This is a genomic window from Ruegeria sp. CDSB117 (assembly GCF_059611005.1).
Window position 1 is genome coordinate 542,588 of sequence record NZ_JBXWOS010000001.1, and the last position, 19,387, is coordinate 561,974.

The 19,387-nt window shown below is 57.3% G+C and carries 16 protein-coding genes; 10 read left to right on the forward strand and 6 right to left on the reverse strand.

Annotated elements, in window-relative coordinates:
- Nucleotides 1-32: 32 nt before the first annotated feature.
- The 4 genes from AC2FJC_RS02640 to AC2FJC_RS02655 form a co-directional block, all read right to left on the reverse strand.
- Complete coding sequence (locus tag AC2FJC_RS02640) at nt 33-1,622, reverse strand: ABC transporter permease (protein ID WP_058275411.1); 1,590 nt, start codon at nt 1,620-1,622, stop codon at nt 33-35.
- Nucleotides 1,615-2,652: a quaternary amine ABC transporter ATP-binding protein gene (locus tag AC2FJC_RS02645; protein WP_113790018.1), complete on the reverse strand. Its 1,038-nt coding sequence runs from the start codon at nt 2,650-2,652 to the stop codon at nt 1,615-1,617. Before AC2FJC_RS02645 ends, AC2FJC_RS02640 begins: the two co-directional genes overlap by 8 nt.
- 78 nt (nt 2,653-2,730) lie before the next feature.
- Nucleotides 2,731-3,681, reverse strand: a complete 951-nt coding sequence (locus AC2FJC_RS02650; protein ID WP_496738296.1) for an ABC transporter substrate-binding protein — start codon at nt 3,679-3,681, stop codon at nt 2,731-2,733.
- Nucleotides 3,682-3,937: 256 nt separating this feature from the next.
- On the reverse strand, nt 3,938-4,810 hold the full coding sequence (locus AC2FJC_RS02655; protein ID WP_496738297.1) for a LysR family transcriptional regulator: 873 nt from the start codon (nt 4,808-4,810) through the stop codon (nt 3,938-3,940).
- Between the two features lie 85 nt (nt 4,811-4,895).
- Here AC2FJC_RS02655 and AC2FJC_RS02660 point away from each other — a divergent pair, with 85 nt between their 5' ends.
- Genes AC2FJC_RS02660 through AC2FJC_RS02680 form a run of 5 tightly spaced genes read left to right on the forward strand, consistent with a single transcriptional unit; the run spans nt 4,896 to nt 10,665 of the window.
- Nucleotides 4,896-6,359, forward strand: coding sequence for an aldehyde dehydrogenase family protein (locus AC2FJC_RS02660; protein ID WP_496738298.1), 1,464 nt, complete (start codon nt 4,896-4,898; stop codon nt 6,357-6,359).
- Nucleotides 6,359-7,336 (forward strand): membrane dipeptidase, encoded by a 978-nt coding sequence (locus AC2FJC_RS02665; RefSeq protein ID WP_496738299.1) that lies wholly within the window; start codon nt 6,359-6,361, stop codon nt 7,334-7,336. The genes AC2FJC_RS02660 and AC2FJC_RS02665 overlap by 1 nt, the downstream gene beginning before the upstream one ends.
- On the forward strand, nt 7,333-9,018 hold the full coding sequence (locus tag AC2FJC_RS02670) for a hypothetical protein (protein ID WP_496738300.1): 1,686 nt from the start codon (nt 7,333-7,335) through the stop codon (nt 9,016-9,018). Before AC2FJC_RS02665 ends, AC2FJC_RS02670 begins: the two co-directional genes overlap by 4 nt.
- Entirely contained in the window at nt 9,015-9,644 is a 630-nt protein-coding gene (locus AC2FJC_RS02675) for a DUF3726 domain-containing protein (protein WP_496738301.1), read from the forward strand. Before AC2FJC_RS02670 ends, AC2FJC_RS02675 begins: the two co-directional genes overlap by 4 nt.
- Nucleotides 9,645-9,654: 10 nt before the next feature.
- Complete coding sequence (locus tag AC2FJC_RS02680; protein WP_496738302.1) at nt 9,655-10,665, forward strand: Ldh family oxidoreductase; 1,011 nt, start codon at nt 9,655-9,657, stop codon at nt 10,663-10,665.
- An 18-nt stretch (nt 10,666-10,683) separates the two neighbouring features.
- Here AC2FJC_RS02680 and AC2FJC_RS02685 read toward each other — a convergent pair whose 3' ends face one another.
- Complete coding sequence (locus AC2FJC_RS02685) at nt 10,684-11,712, reverse strand: LacI family DNA-binding transcriptional regulator (RefSeq protein ID WP_496738303.1); 1,029 nt, start codon at nt 11,710-11,712, stop codon at nt 10,684-10,686.
- 113 nt (nt 11,713-11,825) lie between these two features.
- Between AC2FJC_RS02685 and AC2FJC_RS02690 the strand changes: the two genes are divergently transcribed.
- From AC2FJC_RS02690 to AC2FJC_RS02710, 5 genes are read left to right on the forward strand one after another with little or no spacing between them, the layout of a single operon-like run.
- On the forward strand, nt 11,826-13,337 hold the full coding sequence (locus tag AC2FJC_RS02690; protein WP_496738304.1) for a tripartite tricarboxylate transporter permease: 1,512 nt from the start codon (nt 11,826-11,828) through the stop codon (nt 13,335-13,337).
- Nucleotides 13,334-13,789 carry a tripartite tricarboxylate transporter TctB family protein gene (locus tag AC2FJC_RS02695; RefSeq protein WP_496738305.1) on the forward strand — a complete coding sequence of 152 codons (456 nt, stop codon included), beginning with the start codon at nt 13,334-13,336 and terminating at the stop codon, nt 13,787-13,789. The genes AC2FJC_RS02690 and AC2FJC_RS02695 overlap by 4 nt, the downstream gene beginning before the upstream one ends.
- Before the next feature lie 44 nt (nt 13,790-13,833).
- Nucleotides 13,834-14,793: a Bug family tripartite tricarboxylate transporter substrate binding protein gene (locus tag AC2FJC_RS02700; RefSeq protein ID WP_496738306.1), complete on the forward strand. Its 960-nt coding sequence runs from the start codon at nt 13,834-13,836 to the stop codon at nt 14,791-14,793.
- Between the two features lie 55 nt (nt 14,794-14,848).
- The gene (sauS, locus tag AC2FJC_RS02705; RefSeq protein ID WP_496738307.1) at nt 14,849-16,270 is read left to right on the forward strand and encodes an acylating sulfoacetaldehyde dehydrogenase; all 1,422 of its coding nucleotides are present in this window, start codon (nt 14,849-14,851) and stop codon (nt 16,268-16,270) included.
- Nucleotides 16,267-17,763 carry an AMP-binding protein gene (locus AC2FJC_RS02710; RefSeq protein ID WP_496738308.1) on the forward strand — a complete coding sequence of 499 codons (1,497 nt, stop codon included), beginning with the start codon at nt 16,267-16,269 and terminating at the stop codon, nt 17,761-17,763. Before sauS ends, AC2FJC_RS02710 begins: the two co-directional genes overlap by 4 nt.
- A 313-nt stretch (nt 17,764-18,076) precedes the next feature.
- Here the strand turns inward: AC2FJC_RS02710 and xylA are convergent, their stop codons facing one another.
- Nucleotides 18,077-19,384, reverse strand: a complete 1,308-nt coding sequence (xylA, locus tag AC2FJC_RS02715; protein ID WP_496738309.1) for a xylose isomerase — start codon at nt 19,382-19,384, stop codon at nt 18,077-18,079.
- Nucleotides 19,385-19,387 lie beyond the last annotated feature (3 nt).

Below are 19,387 nucleotides of genomic sequence, written 5' to 3' on the forward strand. Positions count from 1 at the left end.
ACACCCCCGATGTGAACCGGGGGCGCTTGCGTTCAGAGTTTTTCGTCTTCTCGGCGGAAGGCACCTTGAACAATACGGTCCATGACCATGGCCAGGAACAGGATGGCGAACCCACCCAGCAGACCCGGACCTTTGGCAGCGTATTGCAGCGCTTCAAGGATTTCCTTGCCCAGACCTCCACCGCCGATCAGCGAGATGATCACCACCATCGACAAGCACATCAGGATAGTCTGGTTCACGCCGGTCATGATCGACGGCAGGGCAAGCGGGATCTCAACATCCTTGAGCAACTGCCATTTCGATGCCCCGAAGGCCACGGCGGCCTCTTTGATGCTTTCCGGAACCCCGCGCATCCCCAGCGCGGTCAAGCGAATGACTGGCGGCATACCAAAGATGATTGTCGCCAAAATGCCCGGCGGGTTGCCTGTGCCAAAGAAAGCGATGATTGGGATCAAGTAGACAAACGCCGGCAATGTCTGCATCAGGTCCAACACCGGCTCGGCCGCCCGGTAGGCGCGCTTGGATTTGCCGAACCAGATGCCCAGCGGAATGCCAAAAACCACGCATAACAGCACCGCCGCGCCCACCAAGGCCACGGTTTCCATCGCCACATCCCAATACCCCAGAAGCGCGATATAGGCCAACGAAGACGCGGTGAAGATTGCCACCCTTGGCCCTGCCGCGCGCCACGCGGTCACACAGATCACTAACATCACAACCGGCCACGGGGAACCGATCAATGCCACCGTCAACGCGTCCAGAACAGATCGCACACCCGCCACGATACCGTCGAATACATCCCCGCCGGCTGCGGCGGCTGCATCTATTTGCGCCTCCATCCAGCTTGCCAGGTTTGAGAACAACGTTCCGTTGCCTTCGCCCAATATCATTGCGGAGACTTCCTGCTCGGGGAATGCATCCAACAATGGAAGTGAGGCGTTTACGGTGAATTTGTACACGATCAGCGGGCCAATTGCGGCCACCAAAACAGCACCCAGAACAGTGTTGCGGGTCGAGCGGCCGCTTTCGGTGCTGGCAGGATCTGTCCGCCAATTCGAGTACTGCTTTTCGTACACGCGGTCCGCATAAAAACCTTGCGCAAGCTTGAAAACCAGCAACATCAACAGGCCTGTAACCATGATGCCAAACGCCTCAGACTGGGCGGACGCCGCTTTCTCAAAACTGGCATCTGCGGCCTTCTGGATATTCGCAGCCAACTTGTTGAACCGGTCAATGTCCGCCTTTTCGGTGGCCGCAGTCGCACGTTCCAATAGCTCGTTCGCGCGGGTCTGCTGACGTTCAGCCCGTTCGGCCAGATCAGCGCCGGGGTTGCCCCAGGCACCGCGACCGATCTGAACCCACGCGATGATTTCCAGGATCAGGAAAGTCCAGAACATCCCCCAGATCGCGCGGGACGCAGACCAGAATGGTCCCAAAACAGCCGCCCAGATGTTGAAGGTATTGGGAATACCGCTGGTCGCGTCATGGATTTTGTGAAACGCGTTGACGTAGTAGTCGCCGTTTGGCCCGGTAAATTCGTGGATCGAGCGGTCCAGCGCCTCGCGATCGACTTCGATATCCGAGGCGGCCGTGACTTTTACTTCCGTGGTTGCATCAGTCATTTTTGCCCCCCTGAATTCCGCGCAGCAAACGCGGTTTAGTGACCACGCCTACATCAGCGCCAGCATCGGTGATGATGACCGGCAAGTCCGTATTGACGGCAAGGTCGATCAACTGGTCCAAATCCGCCCCTTCATCCGCGCGTGGTGCGCCCTCAGTCGAGCCGGAATAGCTGTCGATTGGTTCCATGATCGAATGCGCTTTGACCAGTTTGAGTTTGGAAATGCCCTGTACGAACTCACGCACATAGTCATCCGCCGGGTTCATGACGATATCTTCGGGCGTGCCAATCTGAACTATGACGCCGTCTTTCATGATGGCGATCCGGTGCCCGATACGGATGGCCTCGTCCAGGTCGTGGGTGATGAACAGCGTCGTCTTTTGCAGCTGCGCCACAAGCGCCTTGAACTGATCTTGCAGTTGCAACCGGATCAACGGATCTAACGCCGAGAACGGCTCGTCCATCAACAAAATCTCGGGGTCCGAGGCCAGCGCACGGGCGATCCCCACACGTTGCTGCATCCCACCCGACAACTCTTTGGGCAGGCGATCCTCGTAGCCTGTCAGGTCTACCAACCCCAGTGCATGATCTGAAACTGCCCAGCGTTTCGACTTGGACACTTTGCGGATTTCCAGCGGGTAGGCGACGTTATCGCGAACCGATCGGTGTGGCATCAGTGCCATGTGCTGAAACACCATCCCGATTTGCATGGCCCGAATGCGACGCAGCTCGGCCTCGGAAATCTTGGAGACATCCTGCCCCAGAATTTCGATCTTTCCGGCGGTCGGTTCGATCAGGCGATTAACGTGTCGTACCAGCGTCGATTTGCCAGAGCCTGACAGGCCCATGATGCAGAAAATCTCGCCCCTTGGCACTTCGAAGGACGCGCCCTGCACGCCAACAACACAATTGAATCTCTCCAGAACTTCAGGCTTTCCGATGCCTTCATTCCGGACGGCTTCCATGGCTTCTTCGGCTTTTGCGCCAAAGATTTTCCAGACATCCGTCAGTTTAACGACTGTTTCGGTCATTTTTGTCCCTTTGGTGCAAAACAGGCCGCCGGGGCTGTCCCGACGGCCTGCCAGAGTTTCAGTTCCGGTCGGCGTCAATCAATTTGACATCCAGCCCAGAACGGCATCTTCGTTCGCACCGACCCATTCCTCGGCATAGGCCAAAGGTTCTTTACCTTCGATCACCAATGCATATGTCATCGCCGAAACCGTATCGGTATCCAGTTTCATATTGGCCAGCATAGTTGCCACTTCGGGGTATTCGTCCTCAAGCGACTTTGCGAAGTGCAAGTGCAGATACGCTAGGTCCCAGGCAACGCCGGCCTCGGATTTTTCCAGCCAGTCCGGGTCGTCTGTGGGCTGCAACACGTTCCATTTGGCCGCATCATAAGCCGGTTCTTCAAGGATCTGCATGTCATGCAGGGCAAACACATAGTGCGGCGTGTAGCAGAACCCGACCCACGGCTCGCCCGCTTTGATTGCATTGTCGAGATTCGCGTAAGCCACTGTCTCATCGATTTCTGTCAGTTCAAAAACTTGGTCATAACCGTAGGATTTGGCCCGAATTTTTTCGACGTTGGTCGACGCCCATCCCGGCGCACCGATCCATAGTTCACCCTGCCCGTCACCGTTGCTGTCAAACAGCGCAGCATTGTCGGGGTTTGTCAGGTCTTCAATGGACGTAATGCCATGTGCTTCTGCTGTTGCCTTGTCGACGCACATACCTTGGAAGGCTTCAACTCCGTTTGCGTTGAACGTAACCGTTCCCTTATCTTTTACGTAGGTATCATGCAGGTTTTGCTGGTTGGGCATCCAAACTTCAGGGTGTACGTGCATGGCACCGGAGTCCATCGCCTCGAACACAATCGGGTTGGTGCCATTCTGAAGTTCAACCTCAAGACCGAGGTTCTGTTCGATCGCAACTTTCAAAATATGTGCCGTCGCATTTACCGAAGGCCAGTTCGGCACGCCGATCACGATATCAGCAGCAAGGGCGGGTCCAGCGATCACAGCGGATGCGCCTCCCAGTAACGTGGCTAATTTTTTCATTTGTTTCTCCATGTTGGACGTCTGCGGCGCTGTTTTTCTATGCCCGAGGGCCGTGGTGCACCTTGCAAACAAAGTCGGAAAGCCGATGCTTTCCCGTTTTTGGGTCAGCCGCACGATGCGCCGACCCGGCAAGAAAAACTGAAACATGGTGACGCGTCACCCATCAAGCGTTACGTCCAAGAAGCACTCAAATTCGATATTATCATAGAAATGTTTCGGCTTTGTCGAAAATTGGCCGTGAACTCGTACTCTGCCATCAGGCAGCGCCCAGTTCCAGAATGTAAGCGACCGCCTCTTCGGTCAGATGCTTGAACCGCGCATGTTCACTGACATAGAGGCAGACCTGGCGCTGATCGGGCAAATCCGCAATTTCGCGAAACGCCGTCGCCTCGGGCATGAAACTGGCAACCGATTGCGGCAATACCGTTACCCAATCCCCGGTCTTGACCATTGTGATTAGAGAATGCGTGTTGTGAACAGTAACATCTGCCTGCGCTTCGGATGCCCGGAACTTGGGCGATTGAATCAGATCGCACAGTGCGTTTCGTATAAACGGAAGTGTCAGGACTTCGTCAATTGTTGGTGTATTTGGCTGTCGTATCAAACAGTGATCAGAGGCGCATACCAGCCCAAACCTGTCTTCGAACAACGGAAGCGACCGAACTCCGTTCAGCGCGTGCTGACCTGAGGCGATGCCAATATCCGCTTTACCCTCAACCAGTGCGTCCAATACCTGCTGAGTATCTGTGTCGCGCAATTCGACTTTTACTCCGGGAAAGCGTTTTGTGACATAGGCCAGAACCTTAGGAAAAATCAGCGCCGCAACCGATGGAACGGACGCGATGCGCAGCAACCCGTGCTCTGCTTTTGCTGCGGCCATGATATCCAAGACGGCCTGATCGAATTGGCGGACTTGTTTCAATGCCACTTCGAAAACCTGTAACCCCAACGGGGACAGCTGGTTTTTGCGCTCTCCTTCAAAGAGCTTTTTGCCAAGATGATCCTCAAATTGCTTGAGGGTCATCGAGACTGCCGACTGAGTTCGGCCCAATCTGTCGGCTGCCTCGATCAGGTTGCCTGTTTGGGCAACCGTGCAAAAACACCGCAAGGTCTCGATCTTGATCGCCAAGCTTCACCTTTTTTGAAGTTTGCTCAATTTATTTGAGTTTGACTGATATCTACTCAAAAAGCCATTCTGCGCCAGACCAATTTTCATGACTCTGGGGCGCATCGTGACAAAACTGAACCTGATTGCTGGCGAATGGCTGGCGGGCGAGACCGAAATTGAAAACCGCAACCCTTCGGATCTGAGCGATCTGGTTGGCATGTTTGCTCAGGCCAGCGCCGATCAGCTTGAGGCCACATTGGATCAGGCGCGTGTTGCACAGGCAGAATGGGAAGCCTACGGTCCCGAACGCAAGCAAGCGGTTCTAATGAACATCGGCAACGAGCTGATGTCGCGCGCCGAAGAACTGGGCACCCTGCTGGCCCGCGAAGAAGGCAAGCCGCTGGCCGAAGGCAAGGGCGAGGTTTACCGCGCCGGTCAGTTCTTTACCTATTACGCAGCCGAATGCCTGCGCCAGATCGGTGAGAACGCCGACAGCGTCCGCCCCGGTGTTGAAATTGACGTTCGCCGCGAGGCCGTGGGCGTGGTTGCCATCATCAGCCCGTGGAACTTTCCGACCGCGACCGCGTCGTGGAAGATTGCTCCGGCGCTGTGCTATGGCAACGCGGTAGTCTGGAAACCCGCCAACATCACGCCGGCTTCTGCCGTGGCCCTGACCGAGATCATCGAACGGCAAGACATCCCCAAGGGTCTGTTCAGCCTCGTCATGGGGTCGGGCCGCTCGATCGGTCAGCGTTTGGTTGAAAGCCCCAAGGTCAACGGGATTTCCTTCACCGGCTCCGTCCCAGTTGGCAAAGGCATCGCCGCCGCCGCTATTCAGAACCTGACCAAAGTTCAGATGGAGATGGGATCGAAAAACGCGCTGGCTGTCATGGACGACGCCGATCTGGATCTGGCGGTGACGCTGGCCCTTGGTGGTGCCTTTGGCGGAACAGGTCAGAAATGCACCGCGTCCTCGCGGCTTGTGGTTCATGCCGGTGTGCATGATGCGTTTGTCGAAAAGCTTGTCGCAGGTGCGCAGGCCATGAAAGTCGGCCACGCGCTGGAAGACGGCGTTCAGATGGGTCCGGTCGTCAGCGAACAGCAGCTGGGCGAAAACCTCGCCTATGTCGATCTGGGCAAATCTGAGGGCGCAGAACTGGCCTGTGGCGGTCAGCGGCTTGAGATGCCGCATGACGGGTTCTACATGTCCCCCGGTGTTTTCCTGAACACCAACAACGATATGCGGATCAACCGCGAAGAGATGTTTGCGCCGTTGACCAGCGTCATCAAGGTCGGCAGCTATGACGAAGCGCTGAGCGTGGTGAACGACACCAATTTCGGGCTGACGTCGGGGATCGTGACGCAAAGCCTCGCCTGCGCGACCCATTTCCGCCGCAACGCGCGCACTGGTGTTGTGACCGTGAACCTTCCGACTGCGGGCACCGACTATCACGTGCCCTTCGGCGGACGCGGTGACAGCTCTTACGGTCCACGCGAGCAGGGCAAGGCAGCGGCGGAGTTCTACACCACGGTCAAAACTGCATACATCAGCGCCGGGACCCCGGTCTGATGCGCATCGACGGGCTGCAATACGCCAACTGGTCGGAGAAAATCTTCCGCCAACTGCGCGAAGGGGGCGTGGATGCGATCCACGTCACCATCTCATATCACGAGAACTTTCGCGAAACGGTTCTGAACTTTGAAAAGTGGAACCGCTGGTTTGAGCAATTTCCAGACCTGATCATGAAAGGCCGTTGGGCCAGCGACATCGACATCGCCCGGGAAACCGGGCGGACGGCCGTGTTCTTTGGGTTCCAGAACCCCTCACCCATCGAAGACGATATCGGGCTGGTTGAAATCCTGCACGATCTGGGCGCGCGGTTCATGCAGTTGACCTATAACAACCAGTCCCTGCTGGCGACCGGCTGTTACGAGGCCGAGGACACCGGCATCACCCGCATGGGCAAACAGGTCATCAAAGAGATGAACCGTGTGGGGCTGGTAGTCGACATGAGCCATTCGGCGGATCGTTCGACCATAGAAGCGGCCGAGATCTCCGAACGTCCCATCGCCATTACGCATGCCAACCCGCACGAATGGTCCCCTGCCCTGCGCAACAAGCGCGATGCGGTGATCCGGGCTGTGACCGAAAACGGTGGGATGTTGGGCTTTTCGGTCTACCCTCATCACTTGAAAGACAAGTCCGACTGCACGCTGGAGAGCTTTTGCGAAATGATTGCCCGTACGGCCGACAAATACGGTGCACAACATCTAGGGATTGGAACTGACCTGTGTCAGGATCAGCCCGACAGCATCGTCGAATGGATGCGCGTTGGTCGCTGGACCAAGGAAATTGACTATGGCGAAGGTTCCGCCAGCAATCCCGGCTTTCCGCCAATGCCGAGCTGGTTCGAGGACAATCGCGACTTCGGCAATATCGAAACCGGGCTGCGCAACGTTGGCATGAACGCCGAAGAAGTCTCGGGCATCATGGGCGGCAACTGGTACCGCTTTTTCGATCAGAACTTTGGACTACGAACCGCATGAGCCACGTCAGTACTGATATCCCGCGACGCGATCCTGAGCAGGTTATGCGCCTGTCGCGGCTGGGCTCGCTGCATCAGTGCAGACTTAGCTTCATGCGGCAACTGACCCGACGTATGGCGCGCGAGAACTGGGCCTTTACGCGCCCTGTTTTTGAGATCGACGAAAACGGCGTCGGCCACGCTGTCTACACGGCGCAAGGTCCGGATCGCGCCTATTCGCTGGTTGCGTTCGCCCACGACCTGCCGCCCGAACAACGGTCGGACCGGGTGATCGCCGAGGCGTGGGACGCCACTTTCGCATTATTCGATGGCATCCCAGCGAAGCAGGACATCCAACGCCTGTCAGAAAACGTTCCTTTGCAAGAGGCAGGGCGCGTAAGCGAAAGCGAGTTGTCCCTGTCTCGTGCCAACCGGTCCGTGCGTTTGTGGAAGCACGTTGTCGACAAGTTGGCCGCCGGACAACAGCCCGACTTGGAACAAATCCATAAAGTCGGCTACCTGATGCGGACGACAGCCGTTTACGGATCGGGCAAGTTCGGCGCCGCGGATCGCGAGAAGATTGCGAACCGGCCAGAACTGCACGCACCCTTTCAGGCGGAAATGCTGTCGGTCTACCTGACGCGAACATTTGTCCGCGATCTGGTGCAACATATGGCCCTCGCCAAGGGCGGCATGCAGTCGGCTAAACTGAACCCCGAGATTGCACAGTGGCTGGGCATCGGAAACTCAACCGGATTGGGGATGGCTCCGTTCATCGTCAATCACCCGGTATTGTTCAACAACTGGATCATGGCGCGCGAAGAGGCGTTGGCACGTGTTCGGTCTCTGCAATCAGCGTCAGAGGACGAAGCCCGACACTTTCGGGACATCTATGATCGCAGCAAGTTATCGATGTCGTGGTGGCGATCCGAGCACCCGGTCCAGATTGAGAAGATTGCCTCACTGAATGCCGATCTAACAGCCATTTCCGGCTATCTGGACGAAAATGACCTGAAGCAGGACCGCCCGTGGGATCGGCTCATCCGCTGGTCGGAAACCACACTTGGCGAAGAAGGGCAGGAACTGCTCGCGTCGCTTATTCTGGAACCCTATGGCGAGCTGGTTGATGGCCTGACCGGTTGTATGGCTGACGGGAATGCTCAGGCACAGGTTATTGATGGGGGCATGACCGTCGATCAGGTCCGCACCGCGATCCGCGACCGCTTTGGCTGGGCACTGGATATGGATTGGTCGGCCGAGGCGAACTGCGCGCGCGCCTGGTACGTGTCTGAAGAAAAACTGGAACCTCGCTTGGGTGAACGGTTCGAGGAACCAATTGCCGAATACGAACAGCCCCTTGCCCCGGCCAGAGACGCCGCGCTGGCTTTCACGGACCTTGAGAATTGGCAGGACGACAGGCCGATAGCCGAGTTCCTTCTGCGCCATCCCGAGCACCGCCACACGGTGCGGCGCGCGCAGATCGGCGTTGTAGCCCCGTATGGCGAGCTTCGCGACAACACGATAAGCGCAGACGTCATGCCCATCGATATGCTCCGGGCCAAGCTGTCGTTTTTCGGTGCCACGCATTTTGATCCGCGCTCGGACCGCTGGGTCCGTATCTGCATGTACGCTGGCGCGCCCTACCCTGAAGACCTGAATCCCAGCACCGCAGACTTGTGGGTTTACCCGGAGCTATCTTCATGAACGTCTCGCTAAATGAGATCGAAGCCACCGCAAAGCGCGCGGCGCGTGGTGCCGGATATAGCTGGGGGCTGGCCGAGGAAGCCGCGAAAGCAACACGCTGGCTGTGCGCGCGGGGGCAAAACGGCACCGGTGCTTTGGCTCAGCTGCTGCAACTGGAATTGACGCGCGCACCTAAACAACACACCCCGGCCGATCTGAGCGGAGAATGGCAGAGTGATAGCGAGCTTTGCCCTTTGGTAACTGGCGCATTGCTGTCAGATTGTGCGCACCAACTGAACTCAGCCCCGATTGAGATAAAGAACGTAGCTGTGCCTGCCTTGCTGCTTCCATTCGCGGCAAATGCGGCGCGCGTGTTACAGACCTGCGTGAGTGTTGACTGTGACCGTGCACAGGTAGAAACTGACGGATTTGACCTGTCCCTGAACGCCCCACTTTCGGATAGGGCACAACAGGTTTCGGTGCAAATCGGTGGCCAACTGACCGCACCAGTCCACCGTCGAACACGGGCGGAACCTGATCCAACTGATTGGAACATTCTGAACCGGTTCGCCCACCGCACATACGCCCCCGCCACCGAGGAATCCCGCCTGCGCGGGGCCGGAGCGGGCTTATCCGACAACGATTAAAGAGGCCCCAATGATCGAAACCCGTACCCTGAGCCTTGAGCAGATCGAAGATCTGGCCTTCCGCGCGCTTGTCGCCGCAGGAACATCCGAAGCCAACGCCCGGCCATTGGCCGTTGCGACCGCTGCAACCGAGGCAGATGGGGTCGCCAGCCACGGCCTGGCATACATCCCGATCTATTGCGAGCACGTGCAATGTCGGAAAGTGGACGGAACAGCCCAACCGGAACTGTCGCGCCCACGCCCCGGCGCAGTGAACGTGGACGCAGCAACCGGCTTTGCCCATTCCGCAATTGATATGGGTTTTGAGGCCCTTATCCCAGCCGCGCGCGAACAGGGGATCGCTGCACTGTCTATCCGCAACAGCTATAACTGCGGTGTCCTTGGCTACCATACATACCGGTTGGCGCAGGCCGGATTGGTGGGATTGGGGTTCACCAACGCTCCGGCCTCGATCGCGCCTTCGGGCGGCGCAAAACCAGTCGTCGGCACCAACCCTTTCTCGATCGCCGCGCCCGGCGCAGATGGCCAGCCCGCCCTGCTGATCGACCAAAGCGCCAGCACGACTGCCAAAAGCGAGGTCATGAAACACGCCCGCGAAGGCAAATCGATCCCGGTTGGCTGGGCTTTGGACGCAGATGGCAACCCGACCACGGACCCGAATGTCGGCCTTAAGGGGTCGATGGCACCGTCAGGCGGTTACAAAGGCGTCGGTGTTGCCCTGCTGACCGAGGTACTGGCCGCAGCCCTGACCGGCGCGACCCTTGGCATTAACGCCTCGCCTTTTTCCGGCACCGCCGGTGGCCCCCCCAAGACCGGGCAGTTCTTCATTGCGATCGACCCGACCGCCACCTCTGGCGATGCGTTTACTTCGGGGATCAGCGAATTGGTCGGCGCAATCCGTGCACAGAACGGAGCGCATCTGCCCGGCGATGGGCGCGGCGGCAAGCGCAGGCAGGCACAGACCGACGGCGTTGCAGTAAATGCGGCCACGCTGGATAAGATTGAGGCAATCATAGCCTAACTATTCTGCCCAGGCCTGTCAGGTCGCCAGCGAACGGGTCGTTTGTCTGGCGACACATTCCAAATCACAGCGGATGCTGAAATGCTTGGGGTCATCCGACGTAATAAAGTCGGTGAATTTCTCACCGGCCAGTGCTCCGATGGTTTCTGCGGGAATGCGGATGGTTGTAAGGCCCGGCTCGACGTCAGCTGAGCCCTTGAAATCTCCGATACCAATTATCGACAGATCATCGGGAACGCTTAAACCAAGCTTTTGGGCAGCAAACAGCGCCCCCTGCGCAATGACGTCATTGCCGCACAGCAATGCCGTCGGACGTTTCGGCGTCGTCAAAAGGGCCATGGCCGCCTGCTTGGCCTGAGAAACACTGTACGGCGCTTGGGTTTCATGCTCATCAGGTACGGAAACCCCCTGTTCGCCCAATGCGTCATGCACTGCGGAAAGGCGGTGCTGCGCGCGGTCGTTCCCCTGAGTTTCGGGAAAGATCAACCCGATGTCACGGTGCCCCAAATCTAGCAGGTGTTCGGCCGCCAATCGTCCGGCCAGATGGTTGTCCGCACCAACGCAAGGCAGGGGTGATTCTTCTGAGTAATTCCAGATCGCCAGCGCGGGAATCTTTTGCTGTGTGATCAAGCGGTTGGTGGCATCGGAATGTTCCAACCCGACCAGCGCCACGCCGTCCACACGATGTTCAAGAAACTTGCGAACCATCGCGTATTCCCGATCCAGGTCATACCCATGCGACGCCAGCAACAGGCTGAACCCTGCTTTGTCGATCGAATCCGAAAAGGCCTGAATAACCTCGGAAAAAATGGCGTGGTTGATTGTGGGCACGACAAGGCCAATTGTTCCCGACCGTTTTCCATGCATCGTTTGGGCCGCGCGGTTGCGGATGTATCCCAACCGCTGCACCGCTTTGTTGATCTTTTTGCGAGTCGCCGGGTTGACCAGATCGGGGTGATTGAAGGTACGTGAAACCGTAGACGGCGACACCTTTGCAGCCTTTGCAACGGCCACAATATCTACCTTACCATTTTGAAAATTAGTCATAATTTTACCCCATTCGGTCAAATTTATGAAAACATTTGCAATACTATTTTCATGCCCTAACCTAATTTGTCAACAAAGGTAAAAATGCGAACGGACGGGTTGGGAGGCCCTGGATGGAATTCATTTACTACTTCGGAGATGTGTTCACGCCGATGTCGTTCATGCTGCTATTGGGCGGCACGATCGGAGGGCTGATCCTGGGCGCGACACCCGGCCTGTCGCCAACAATGGCGGTGGCCCTGTTGATCCCGTTCACCTTTCAACTTGAGGCCGCGCAGGGTCTGATCCTGCTGGGGGCGGCCTATACTTCGACCGTGGCTGGCGGAGCGGTCAGTGCCATCTTGCTGAAGATCCCAGGCGCTCCGGCGAATATCGCCACCACTCTGGATGGCCACACGATGGCCAAAAAAGGCGAAGGTGCCCGCGCCTTGCAGCTGTCTTTTCTGGCATCGGCCGTGGGCGGAATTTTTGGTGTTCTGCTGCTGATATTCCTGACGCCCGTTTTGGCGCAATGGGCGCTTGCCTTTGGACCATCGCATCTGTTCTGGCTGGCCATTCTGGGGGTGACGGTCATCGGAACACTTGATTCCGCCTCAGTGGTCAAGGGGCTGCTGTCCGGTTGCATCGGGTTGTGGCTGGCGACCATCGGGTTCGACGACATCATGGGTGCACAACGCTTTATCTTTCACCCCGCACTGGGCGGCGGCATAAACATTATTGCCGCGTTGATTGGCCTGTTTGCGATCCCACAGGTGCTGACCATGTTTGCCAAAGGGCGGCACAACACAGGCGCCGAAGTGATCGAAGTGCAACGCCACTCGATCCTGGCGGCGTTCAGGGAACTGTTCAGCCGCACCCGAGCGCTGAGCATCGGAACGCTGACAGGTTCGATCATCGGCCTGATCCCAGGTGTTGGTGGGCAAATCGCGGGCCTTGTCGCTTATGATCAGACCAAGAAGTTCTCGTCGGAAAAAGAAAAGTTCGGCACCGGCCATTCCGAGGGTGTCATCGCCGCGGAATCCGCAAACAACGCGATGGTCGGCCCCTCGCTGGTCCCGCTGCTGACGCTGTCCATCCCCGGTAGCCCGACCGCCGCCGTGCTGTTGGGCGGGTTGCTGATCCACGGGATTTTCCCGGGCTCGGACCTGTTTGATAATCACCCCGACGTCGCCTGGACCTTCATCAACTCGATGCTGATCGGGCAGGTGCTGATGTGTATCTTCGGCCTCTATGTCGCGGGTCTTGCCGCACGCGTCGCACAGGTTCCGCAATCGGTTATGGCCGCCATCGTTCTGGCCCTTTCGGTCTTTGGCGCATACTCGGTTCAGGGTTCGATGGGCGACGTCTACGTGATGGCGTGCCTCGGCATCGGCATGTTCTTTTTGGAACGCTTCGGTTTCTCGGCTGCACCGTTGGTACTGGGCCTGATCCTCGGGCCTATCGCCGAGGCCAACTTCATCCAGGGTGGAATGATCGCCGACGCGACCGTCGGCAAGGCTTCGTACTTCATGACCGGTGGATTGAACCTGTTCCTGATCGCCGTCGTACTGGCCTCGATCGCCTATTCGGTTTGGATGGAACTGCGCAGCCGCCGCTACACCACCAAAGAGGAGGCACAGGCATGAACCGCTCACAGCACGTATTCGGGTCAGGTCTGGTCTTTGCAGTTGGCCTGTGGGTCGCATGGGTCAGTTACACGCAACAACCCGCCGAGGCATTCCTGTTCCCACGCCTCATAGCAACGGTCTTTGTGGTTCTGGCCGGATGGACATTTGGCAAAGCGGTCATGGGTCTGTCCAAGGTCGGAAACGGCGTTATGCGGACGATGTTCGTGAACATGCTGCCGGGTCTGATCATCACGCTGATCTATGTTTTCTGGGCGGCGAAGACGCTGGGGTTCTACACCGCAACAACCATCGCCTTTTTTACCCTGCTGTCGATCTACGACCCCGCCCCCCATTCCGAGGTCAAAACCTGGATCAAACGCGGGATCATCACGGCGGTCTTTGTGGCGGTGATGTACGGGCTCTTTGCCATGCTTTTGAACGTCTACACACCAAGAGAAATTCTGTTCTGAACACGCAAATGCGCGGATGAACTAAATCAGGGAGGAAACGCAAAATGAAACGATTGATTGCAGGGGCAGCAATGGCTCTGACGGGCCTGACGGGCGCGGCAATGGCCGAGGAATATCCCGAACGGCCGATCATGATGATGGTCAGTTACGGGGCCGGAGGCGCGACCGATTTTCAGGCACGGATCGTCACCATGACCTCGGGCAACGAGGATGCGCTGGGGATGCCTATCGCCATCATCAACAAGCCCGGTGCCGGTGGGCGCGTTGGCTGGAACTGGTTCGCAACTCAGGCCGATCCAGATGGCTATACGCTGGGGGCGTACAACGTTCCTCATTTTATCGCCCAGTCGATCAAGGGTGGCGTCGATTATTCGACCGACAGCTTTGAACCCATCGCGAACTGGGGCGCAGACCCGGCCGTGTTCGTGGTTGGTGCCGACAGCGATTTCAACTCGATGGATGATGTTGTCGCCTATGCCAAGGAAAACCCGGGCAAGCTGACGGTATCCGGCGCGGGCCTTTTTGTGGGCCACCACATCGCGGCGCTGCAGATCGACAAGGCAGCCGGGACCAAGATGGCCTACATCCCGACCAAAGGTGGCGGAGCAGCAGCCATGAAAGCCGTCATCGCTGGTGAAGTCATGGGCGGCATCAACAACCTGTCCGATGCGTTCCGTGCGCAAGAAGCTGGAAATGTGAAGATCCTCGGCGTTGCTGATCTTGAGCGCAATGCGTTCCTGCCTGATGTTCCGACGATGATGGAACAGGGGCTGGACGTGGACAACTCCTCGGTCAATTTCCGGGGTGTAATGGTGCCCAAGGGAACACCTCCTGAGGTGATTGAAAAATTGGCCGCAACCGTGCCCGAGATGTTCGCCAATTCTCGCGTTTCCAAGAAGATGGAGGCGGGTGGCTCGCCCATGCACATCATGACACGTGACGAAGTGATCGAGATGTGGGCGCAGCGCCAGCAAACGCTGAACGAATTGCTGGCTGGTCTTTAACCGACCCCAATCGGGGCGGGCAGAACCCGCCCCGGACAACCAATCGAGGACCAAAATGAACGCTCCAAACGACATAGCCCCCGAAATCGCCGAAGTGGACCGGATCGTGGCACAGGCACGCAAGGCTCAGGCTGCCTATGAGGCAACTGGCAGTCAGGCGCTCTATGACAAGGCGGCGCTGGCGGCAGGTTGGGCGATCATGGAACCCGCACGCAATCAGGCACTGGCAGAACTGGCGGTTGAAACCACCGGACTGGGCAATGTCCCCGACAAGGTTACCAAGAACCACCGCAAAACTCTGGGTCTTCTGCGCGACATTGCCGAGGCAAAGACATATGGCATCATCAGCGACGATCCTGAAACAGGGATCACAGAAATCGCCCGTGCGATCGGCGTCGTTGGCGCGGTGGTCCCTTCGACCAATCCGGCCGCAACACCGGCCAACAACATCATTAATGCTCTCAAAGGTGGTAACGCCATCGTCGTCGCCCCCTCGCCCAAGGGCGTGGCATCCTGTGAGAAGCTGCTAAGCTTCATCCACGCGGAGTTTGACAAGCTGGGTCTGGATCGGGATCTGGTTCAGATGATCCCCGCACCGGGGTCAAAGGCCAAAACCCAACGGCTGATGGAGACCTCAGATCGGGTGATTTGTACCGGCAGTCAGAACAACGTTCACCGCGCTCAGTCCTGCGGCACACCGGCTGTCGCGGTTGGCGCAGGCAATGTCATCGTGATTGTCGATGAAACCGCCGATCTGTCGGCGGCGGCAGCCAAGATCACGGCGTCAAAGTGTTTTGATAATGCGACTTCGTGCTCGTCCGAGAACGCGGTTGTGGTGGTGGACGCAGTCTATGACGACTTCGTCGCAGCAATGGCGGCCGAAGGCGGTGCGCTTGTCCCCGCATCCGATGCCGCAGGTATCATTGCGCGTCTCTGGCCGGACGGGCACCTCAACCGATCCGCGATCGCTCAGGACGCCAACAAGATGCTTGATGCGTTGGGGATGGCAGACAAAGCACCCGAAGGCACAAAGTTTCTGGCGGTAGAGACCGATGGGATCGGTCCCGATCATCCCCTGTCCGGAGAAAAGCTGAGCCGCGTTCTGGCGCTGTACCGGACGTCGGACTATGCGGCTGCCAAGGCCACAGCAGCACGCGTCCTGGCCTATCAAGGGGCCGGACATTCGGTCGGCATTCACACCAGCGACGACGCACGCGCCATTGAGCTGGGCCGAGAGTTACCCACCTGCCGGGTTATCGTGAACCAGGCCCATACCTTTGCCACGGGCGGCAGCTTCACCAACGGAATGCCTTTCTCTCTATCTATGGGATGCGGCAGTTGGGGCGGAAACTCTATCGATACCAACCTGCATTGGCGGCACTTCGTCCAGACCACCAAAATTGTGCGTGAAATAGCCCCACGCGAACCCGCGCTCGAGGACGTATTCGGCGCGTATTGGAGGGAGGCTGGCCAATGATGGAACCGCCCAAAGGAACGGTCCGCGATTGGCTGGACCTAAGAGCCGATCAGGGCGGAACCGGGTTTGTGTTTCCCGATGGCGCACAGGATCTGAGCTGGGCTGAATTGCGCGGCTCGGCCAAAAACGTCGCAAGCATGTTGACCAGCCTTGGGGCGCAAAAAGGCGAAAGCGTCGCCCTTGTCTATCCCAATTGCCGCGAGGCTCTTATCGCCTTGTTCGGCGTACTCTATGGCGGATTCCGGGCAACCATGATCAATCTCGTCGCTGGCGACAGTGCCGTAGCCTACGCACTTGAACACAGCGGCGCGCGCTTTGCCTTCGTGCACCCGGATCAATCAGAGTTGTTTGGCCGAACAGCCGACCCTGCCGTGACCAAGCCTTTGCAGGTCGCCGGTGCTGGTGACGCAGATACCCAGCTTTACGACCTGACGCCCGATGATCATGCCCTTCTCATGTACACCTCAGGCACAACCGGCAGACCAAAGGGCGTTGTTCATACCCATTCCAGCCTTTTGGCAGGCGGCTGGACCACCGCTGTCGCACATGAGCTGACCGACACGGATCGCGGTTTCTGCGTCCTGCCGATCTATCACATCAACGGTCTGTGCGTGACTGTGATGGGAACCCTCGTTTCGGGCGGGTCCCTGGCTATGTGCGAACGGTTTTCGGCCAGCCGGTTCTGGGACAATCTTGGAAAAACTGAGGCAACTTGGTTTTCGGTAGTCCCGACCATCATCTCTCATCTGCTGCAATCCGACACCAATCCGGACATCCAAACCCGCCAGCGGTTGCGGTTCGGGCGCTCTGCCTCGTCCGCGCTGGCACCGGACGTACAACGGGCTTTCGAAGAACGATTCGACGTTCCTATCGTCGAAACCATGGGGCTTACCGAAACCGCCGCGCAGATCCTGTCGAACCCACTTCCGCCGGGTGTGCGCAAAATCGGCTCACCGGGCGTTGCCTATGGAAACGACGCCGCGATCCGGGATGCGAACCAACAGCCCGTCCCGCACGGAACCGAGGGAGAGCTGGTCATACGCGGCCCGAACGTGATGCTTGAATACCTCAAGGATCCGGATGCGACTGCGGATACATTTACGGCCGATGGATGGCTGCGCACCGGCGATCTGGCGCGTATGGATGAGGATGGATACGTCTATGTCACCGGCCGCCTGAAAGAGCTGATCATCAAGGGCGGCGAAAACATCGCACCGCGTGAGATTGACGAGGCGCTTTATTCCCACCCCGACGTTGTCGAAGCCGCAGCCTTTGCACGCCCCTGTCGCAGCTATGGCGAAACCGTCGAGGCCGCTGTCAAAATCAGGGAAGGGTCCGAGCTGACACCTCTGACCCTATTGGAAATTTGTGAGACCAAGCTGGGTCGGTTCAAATCCCCTGACGAGGTTCACATCCTGCATGATCTGCCAAAAGGGCCATCGGGTAAGATTCAGCGCAACCGAATACTCGAAATCGTCGACGCTCGGATCTGAGCGTCGACGGGAATATGACCGCTGGCGCGTTGCTGCGGCCGCATTGAGCGGTGCTAAGTCTTGCTGTGGAACTTCACTGATATTTGACTCAATCGACGGCCAAAACCTCATTAAATCGGTCAATCACGTCATTCATTTCTGACCCAAACGTCAAGCATTTGTGACCCAAAAAGAATTGCGGCCGTTTGACCAGATCAAGGAAAGGATTTGTCTTTATGGACGGGCTATGAACAAAACCTCCCCTCGCGTCCTCAGAACCGAGGGCGGCTTGGCGTGACTTTTGACAACAGCGGAAAATACCTAAGTTTGGCAGTTAAACAAATCTGTTCAAATAATTCTCTAGTATTTCCTGGCGTCCAGATTGCGGCTCTGGGTTTATTCCGTTACTTAAAACGCGAGCGAAAATTTCATCCAGGCTGCTGCTTAACATGGACTCCCCTTTTGGAGATTTCCAACCGGAATACCGTTGCGAAAGCGCGTTTTCCAAACCTCCATCTTCAATCATTGCAGCCGCTGCTTTCAAACCGCGTGCGCATATGTCCATTCCACCGATATGAGCCGCCACCAGATCGACGGCGTCAATCGATTGTCGGCGAATTTTGGCGTCGAAATTAGTGCCACCGGTGGTAAAACCACCGGCCTTCAAGATGTAATAGTAAGCTAGGGCAACTTCCGGTGTATTGTTCGGGAATTGGTCTGTATCCCATCCAGACTGATAGTCGTTGCGGTTCATATCAATCGAACCCAGCATCCCTTCTGCGGCCGCGACCGCAATTTCATGCTCAAAGCTATGCCCAGCAAGAATCGCATGGCCCTGCTCGAGATTCAGTTTCACTTCGTTCTCCAACCCGTACTTCCTGAGAAATCCGATGCAAGTAGCTGCGTCATAGTCGTATTGGTGCTTGGAAGGCTCCTGAGGTTTCGGTTCTACAAGAATTGTACCTTTGAACCCGATCTTGTGCTTGTACTCTACGACCATGTTTAAAAATCGGCCCATGTGGTCCAATTCGGTTTTCAGATCCGTGTTCAGCAGGGTCTCATAGCCTTCACGTCCGCCCCAAAGAACATAGTTTTCGCCGCCAAGCTTGTGGGTCGCGTCTATACAGGATTTTACTGTCGCTGCGGCGTATGCAAAAACGTCAGGGTCTGGATTAGTACTGGCGCCAGACATCCAGCGACGATGGCTGAACATATTGGCCGTTCCCCAAAGAAGCTTGGTGCCTGAAACCTGCATCTTTTCACCGATGTAATCGGTGATCTCTTCCAAGGCATTGAGGTTTTCAGCAAAGTTGCCTTGCTCGGGACGGATGTCAGCGTCGTGCCAGCAAAAATAGGGTTGACCCAAGAGTTCAAACATCTCGAAAGCGATATCGGCCTTCATGCGGGCCCGTCCCATGTCGTCCTGCGGATGCCATGGGCGCTCCAGGGTGGGTCCTCCAAAGGGATCCCCCCCTTCCCATGCAAAGGAATGCCACCAGGCCACTGCAAACCTCAGATGGTCTTCCATGCGTTTACCCAAAATCACTTCATCGGGGTTGTAATGCCGGAAGGCCATTGGGTTTTGACTATCCACGCCCTCATATTGGATCCGTTCGATCCCATTGAAAAATCCGCTTGTCATACC

Excerpts from the sequence above, each read along its gene's own strand:
- AC2FJC_RS02640 (WP_058275411.1), bottom strand. The coding sequence starts at position 1,622 with ATGACTGATGCAACCACGGAAGTAAAAGTCACGGCCGCCTCGGATATC.
- AC2FJC_RS02645 (WP_113790018.1), bottom strand. The coding sequence starts at position 2,652 with ATGACCGAAACAGTCGTTAAACTGACGGATGTCTGGAAAATCTTTGGC.
- AC2FJC_RS02650 (WP_496738296.1), bottom strand. The coding sequence starts at position 3,681 with ATGAAAAAATTAGCCACGTTACTGGGAGGCGCATCCGCTGTGATCGCT.
- AC2FJC_RS02660 (WP_496738298.1), top strand. The coding sequence starts at position 4,896 with ATGACTCTGGGGCGCATCGTGACAAAACTGAACCTGATTGCTGGCGAA.
- AC2FJC_RS02665 (WP_496738299.1), top strand. The coding sequence starts at position 6,359 with ATGCGCATCGACGGGCTGCAATACGCCAACTGGTCGGAGAAAATCTTC.
- AC2FJC_RS02670 (WP_496738300.1), top strand. The coding sequence starts at position 7,333 with ATGAGCCACGTCAGTACTGATATCCCGCGACGCGATCCTGAGCAGGTT.
- AC2FJC_RS02675 (WP_496738301.1), top strand. The coding sequence starts at position 9,015 with ATGAACGTCTCGCTAAATGAGATCGAAGCCACCGCAAAGCGCGCGGCG.
- AC2FJC_RS02680 (WP_496738302.1), top strand. The coding sequence starts at position 9,655 with ATGATCGAAACCCGTACCCTGAGCCTTGAGCAGATCGAAGATCTGGCC.
- AC2FJC_RS02685 (WP_496738303.1), bottom strand. The coding sequence starts at position 11,712 with ATGACTAATTTTCAAAATGGTAAGGTAGATATTGTGGCCGTTGCAAAG.
- AC2FJC_RS02690 (WP_496738304.1), top strand. The coding sequence starts at position 11,826 with ATGGAATTCATTTACTACTTCGGAGATGTGTTCACGCCGATGTCGTTC.
- AC2FJC_RS02695 (WP_496738305.1), top strand. The coding sequence starts at position 13,334 with ATGAACCGCTCACAGCACGTATTCGGGTCAGGTCTGGTCTTTGCAGTT.
- AC2FJC_RS02700 (WP_496738306.1), top strand. The coding sequence starts at position 13,834 with ATGAAACGATTGATTGCAGGGGCAGCAATGGCTCTGACGGGCCTGACG.
- sauS (WP_496738307.1), top strand. The coding sequence starts at position 14,849 with ATGAACGCTCCAAACGACATAGCCCCCGAAATCGCCGAAGTGGACCGG.
- AC2FJC_RS02710 (WP_496738308.1), top strand. The coding sequence starts at position 16,267 with ATGATGGAACCGCCCAAAGGAACGGTCCGCGATTGGCTGGACCTAAGA.
- xylA (WP_496738309.1), bottom strand. The coding sequence starts at position 19,384 with ATGACAAGCGGATTTTTCAATGGGATCGAACGGATCCAATATGAGGGC.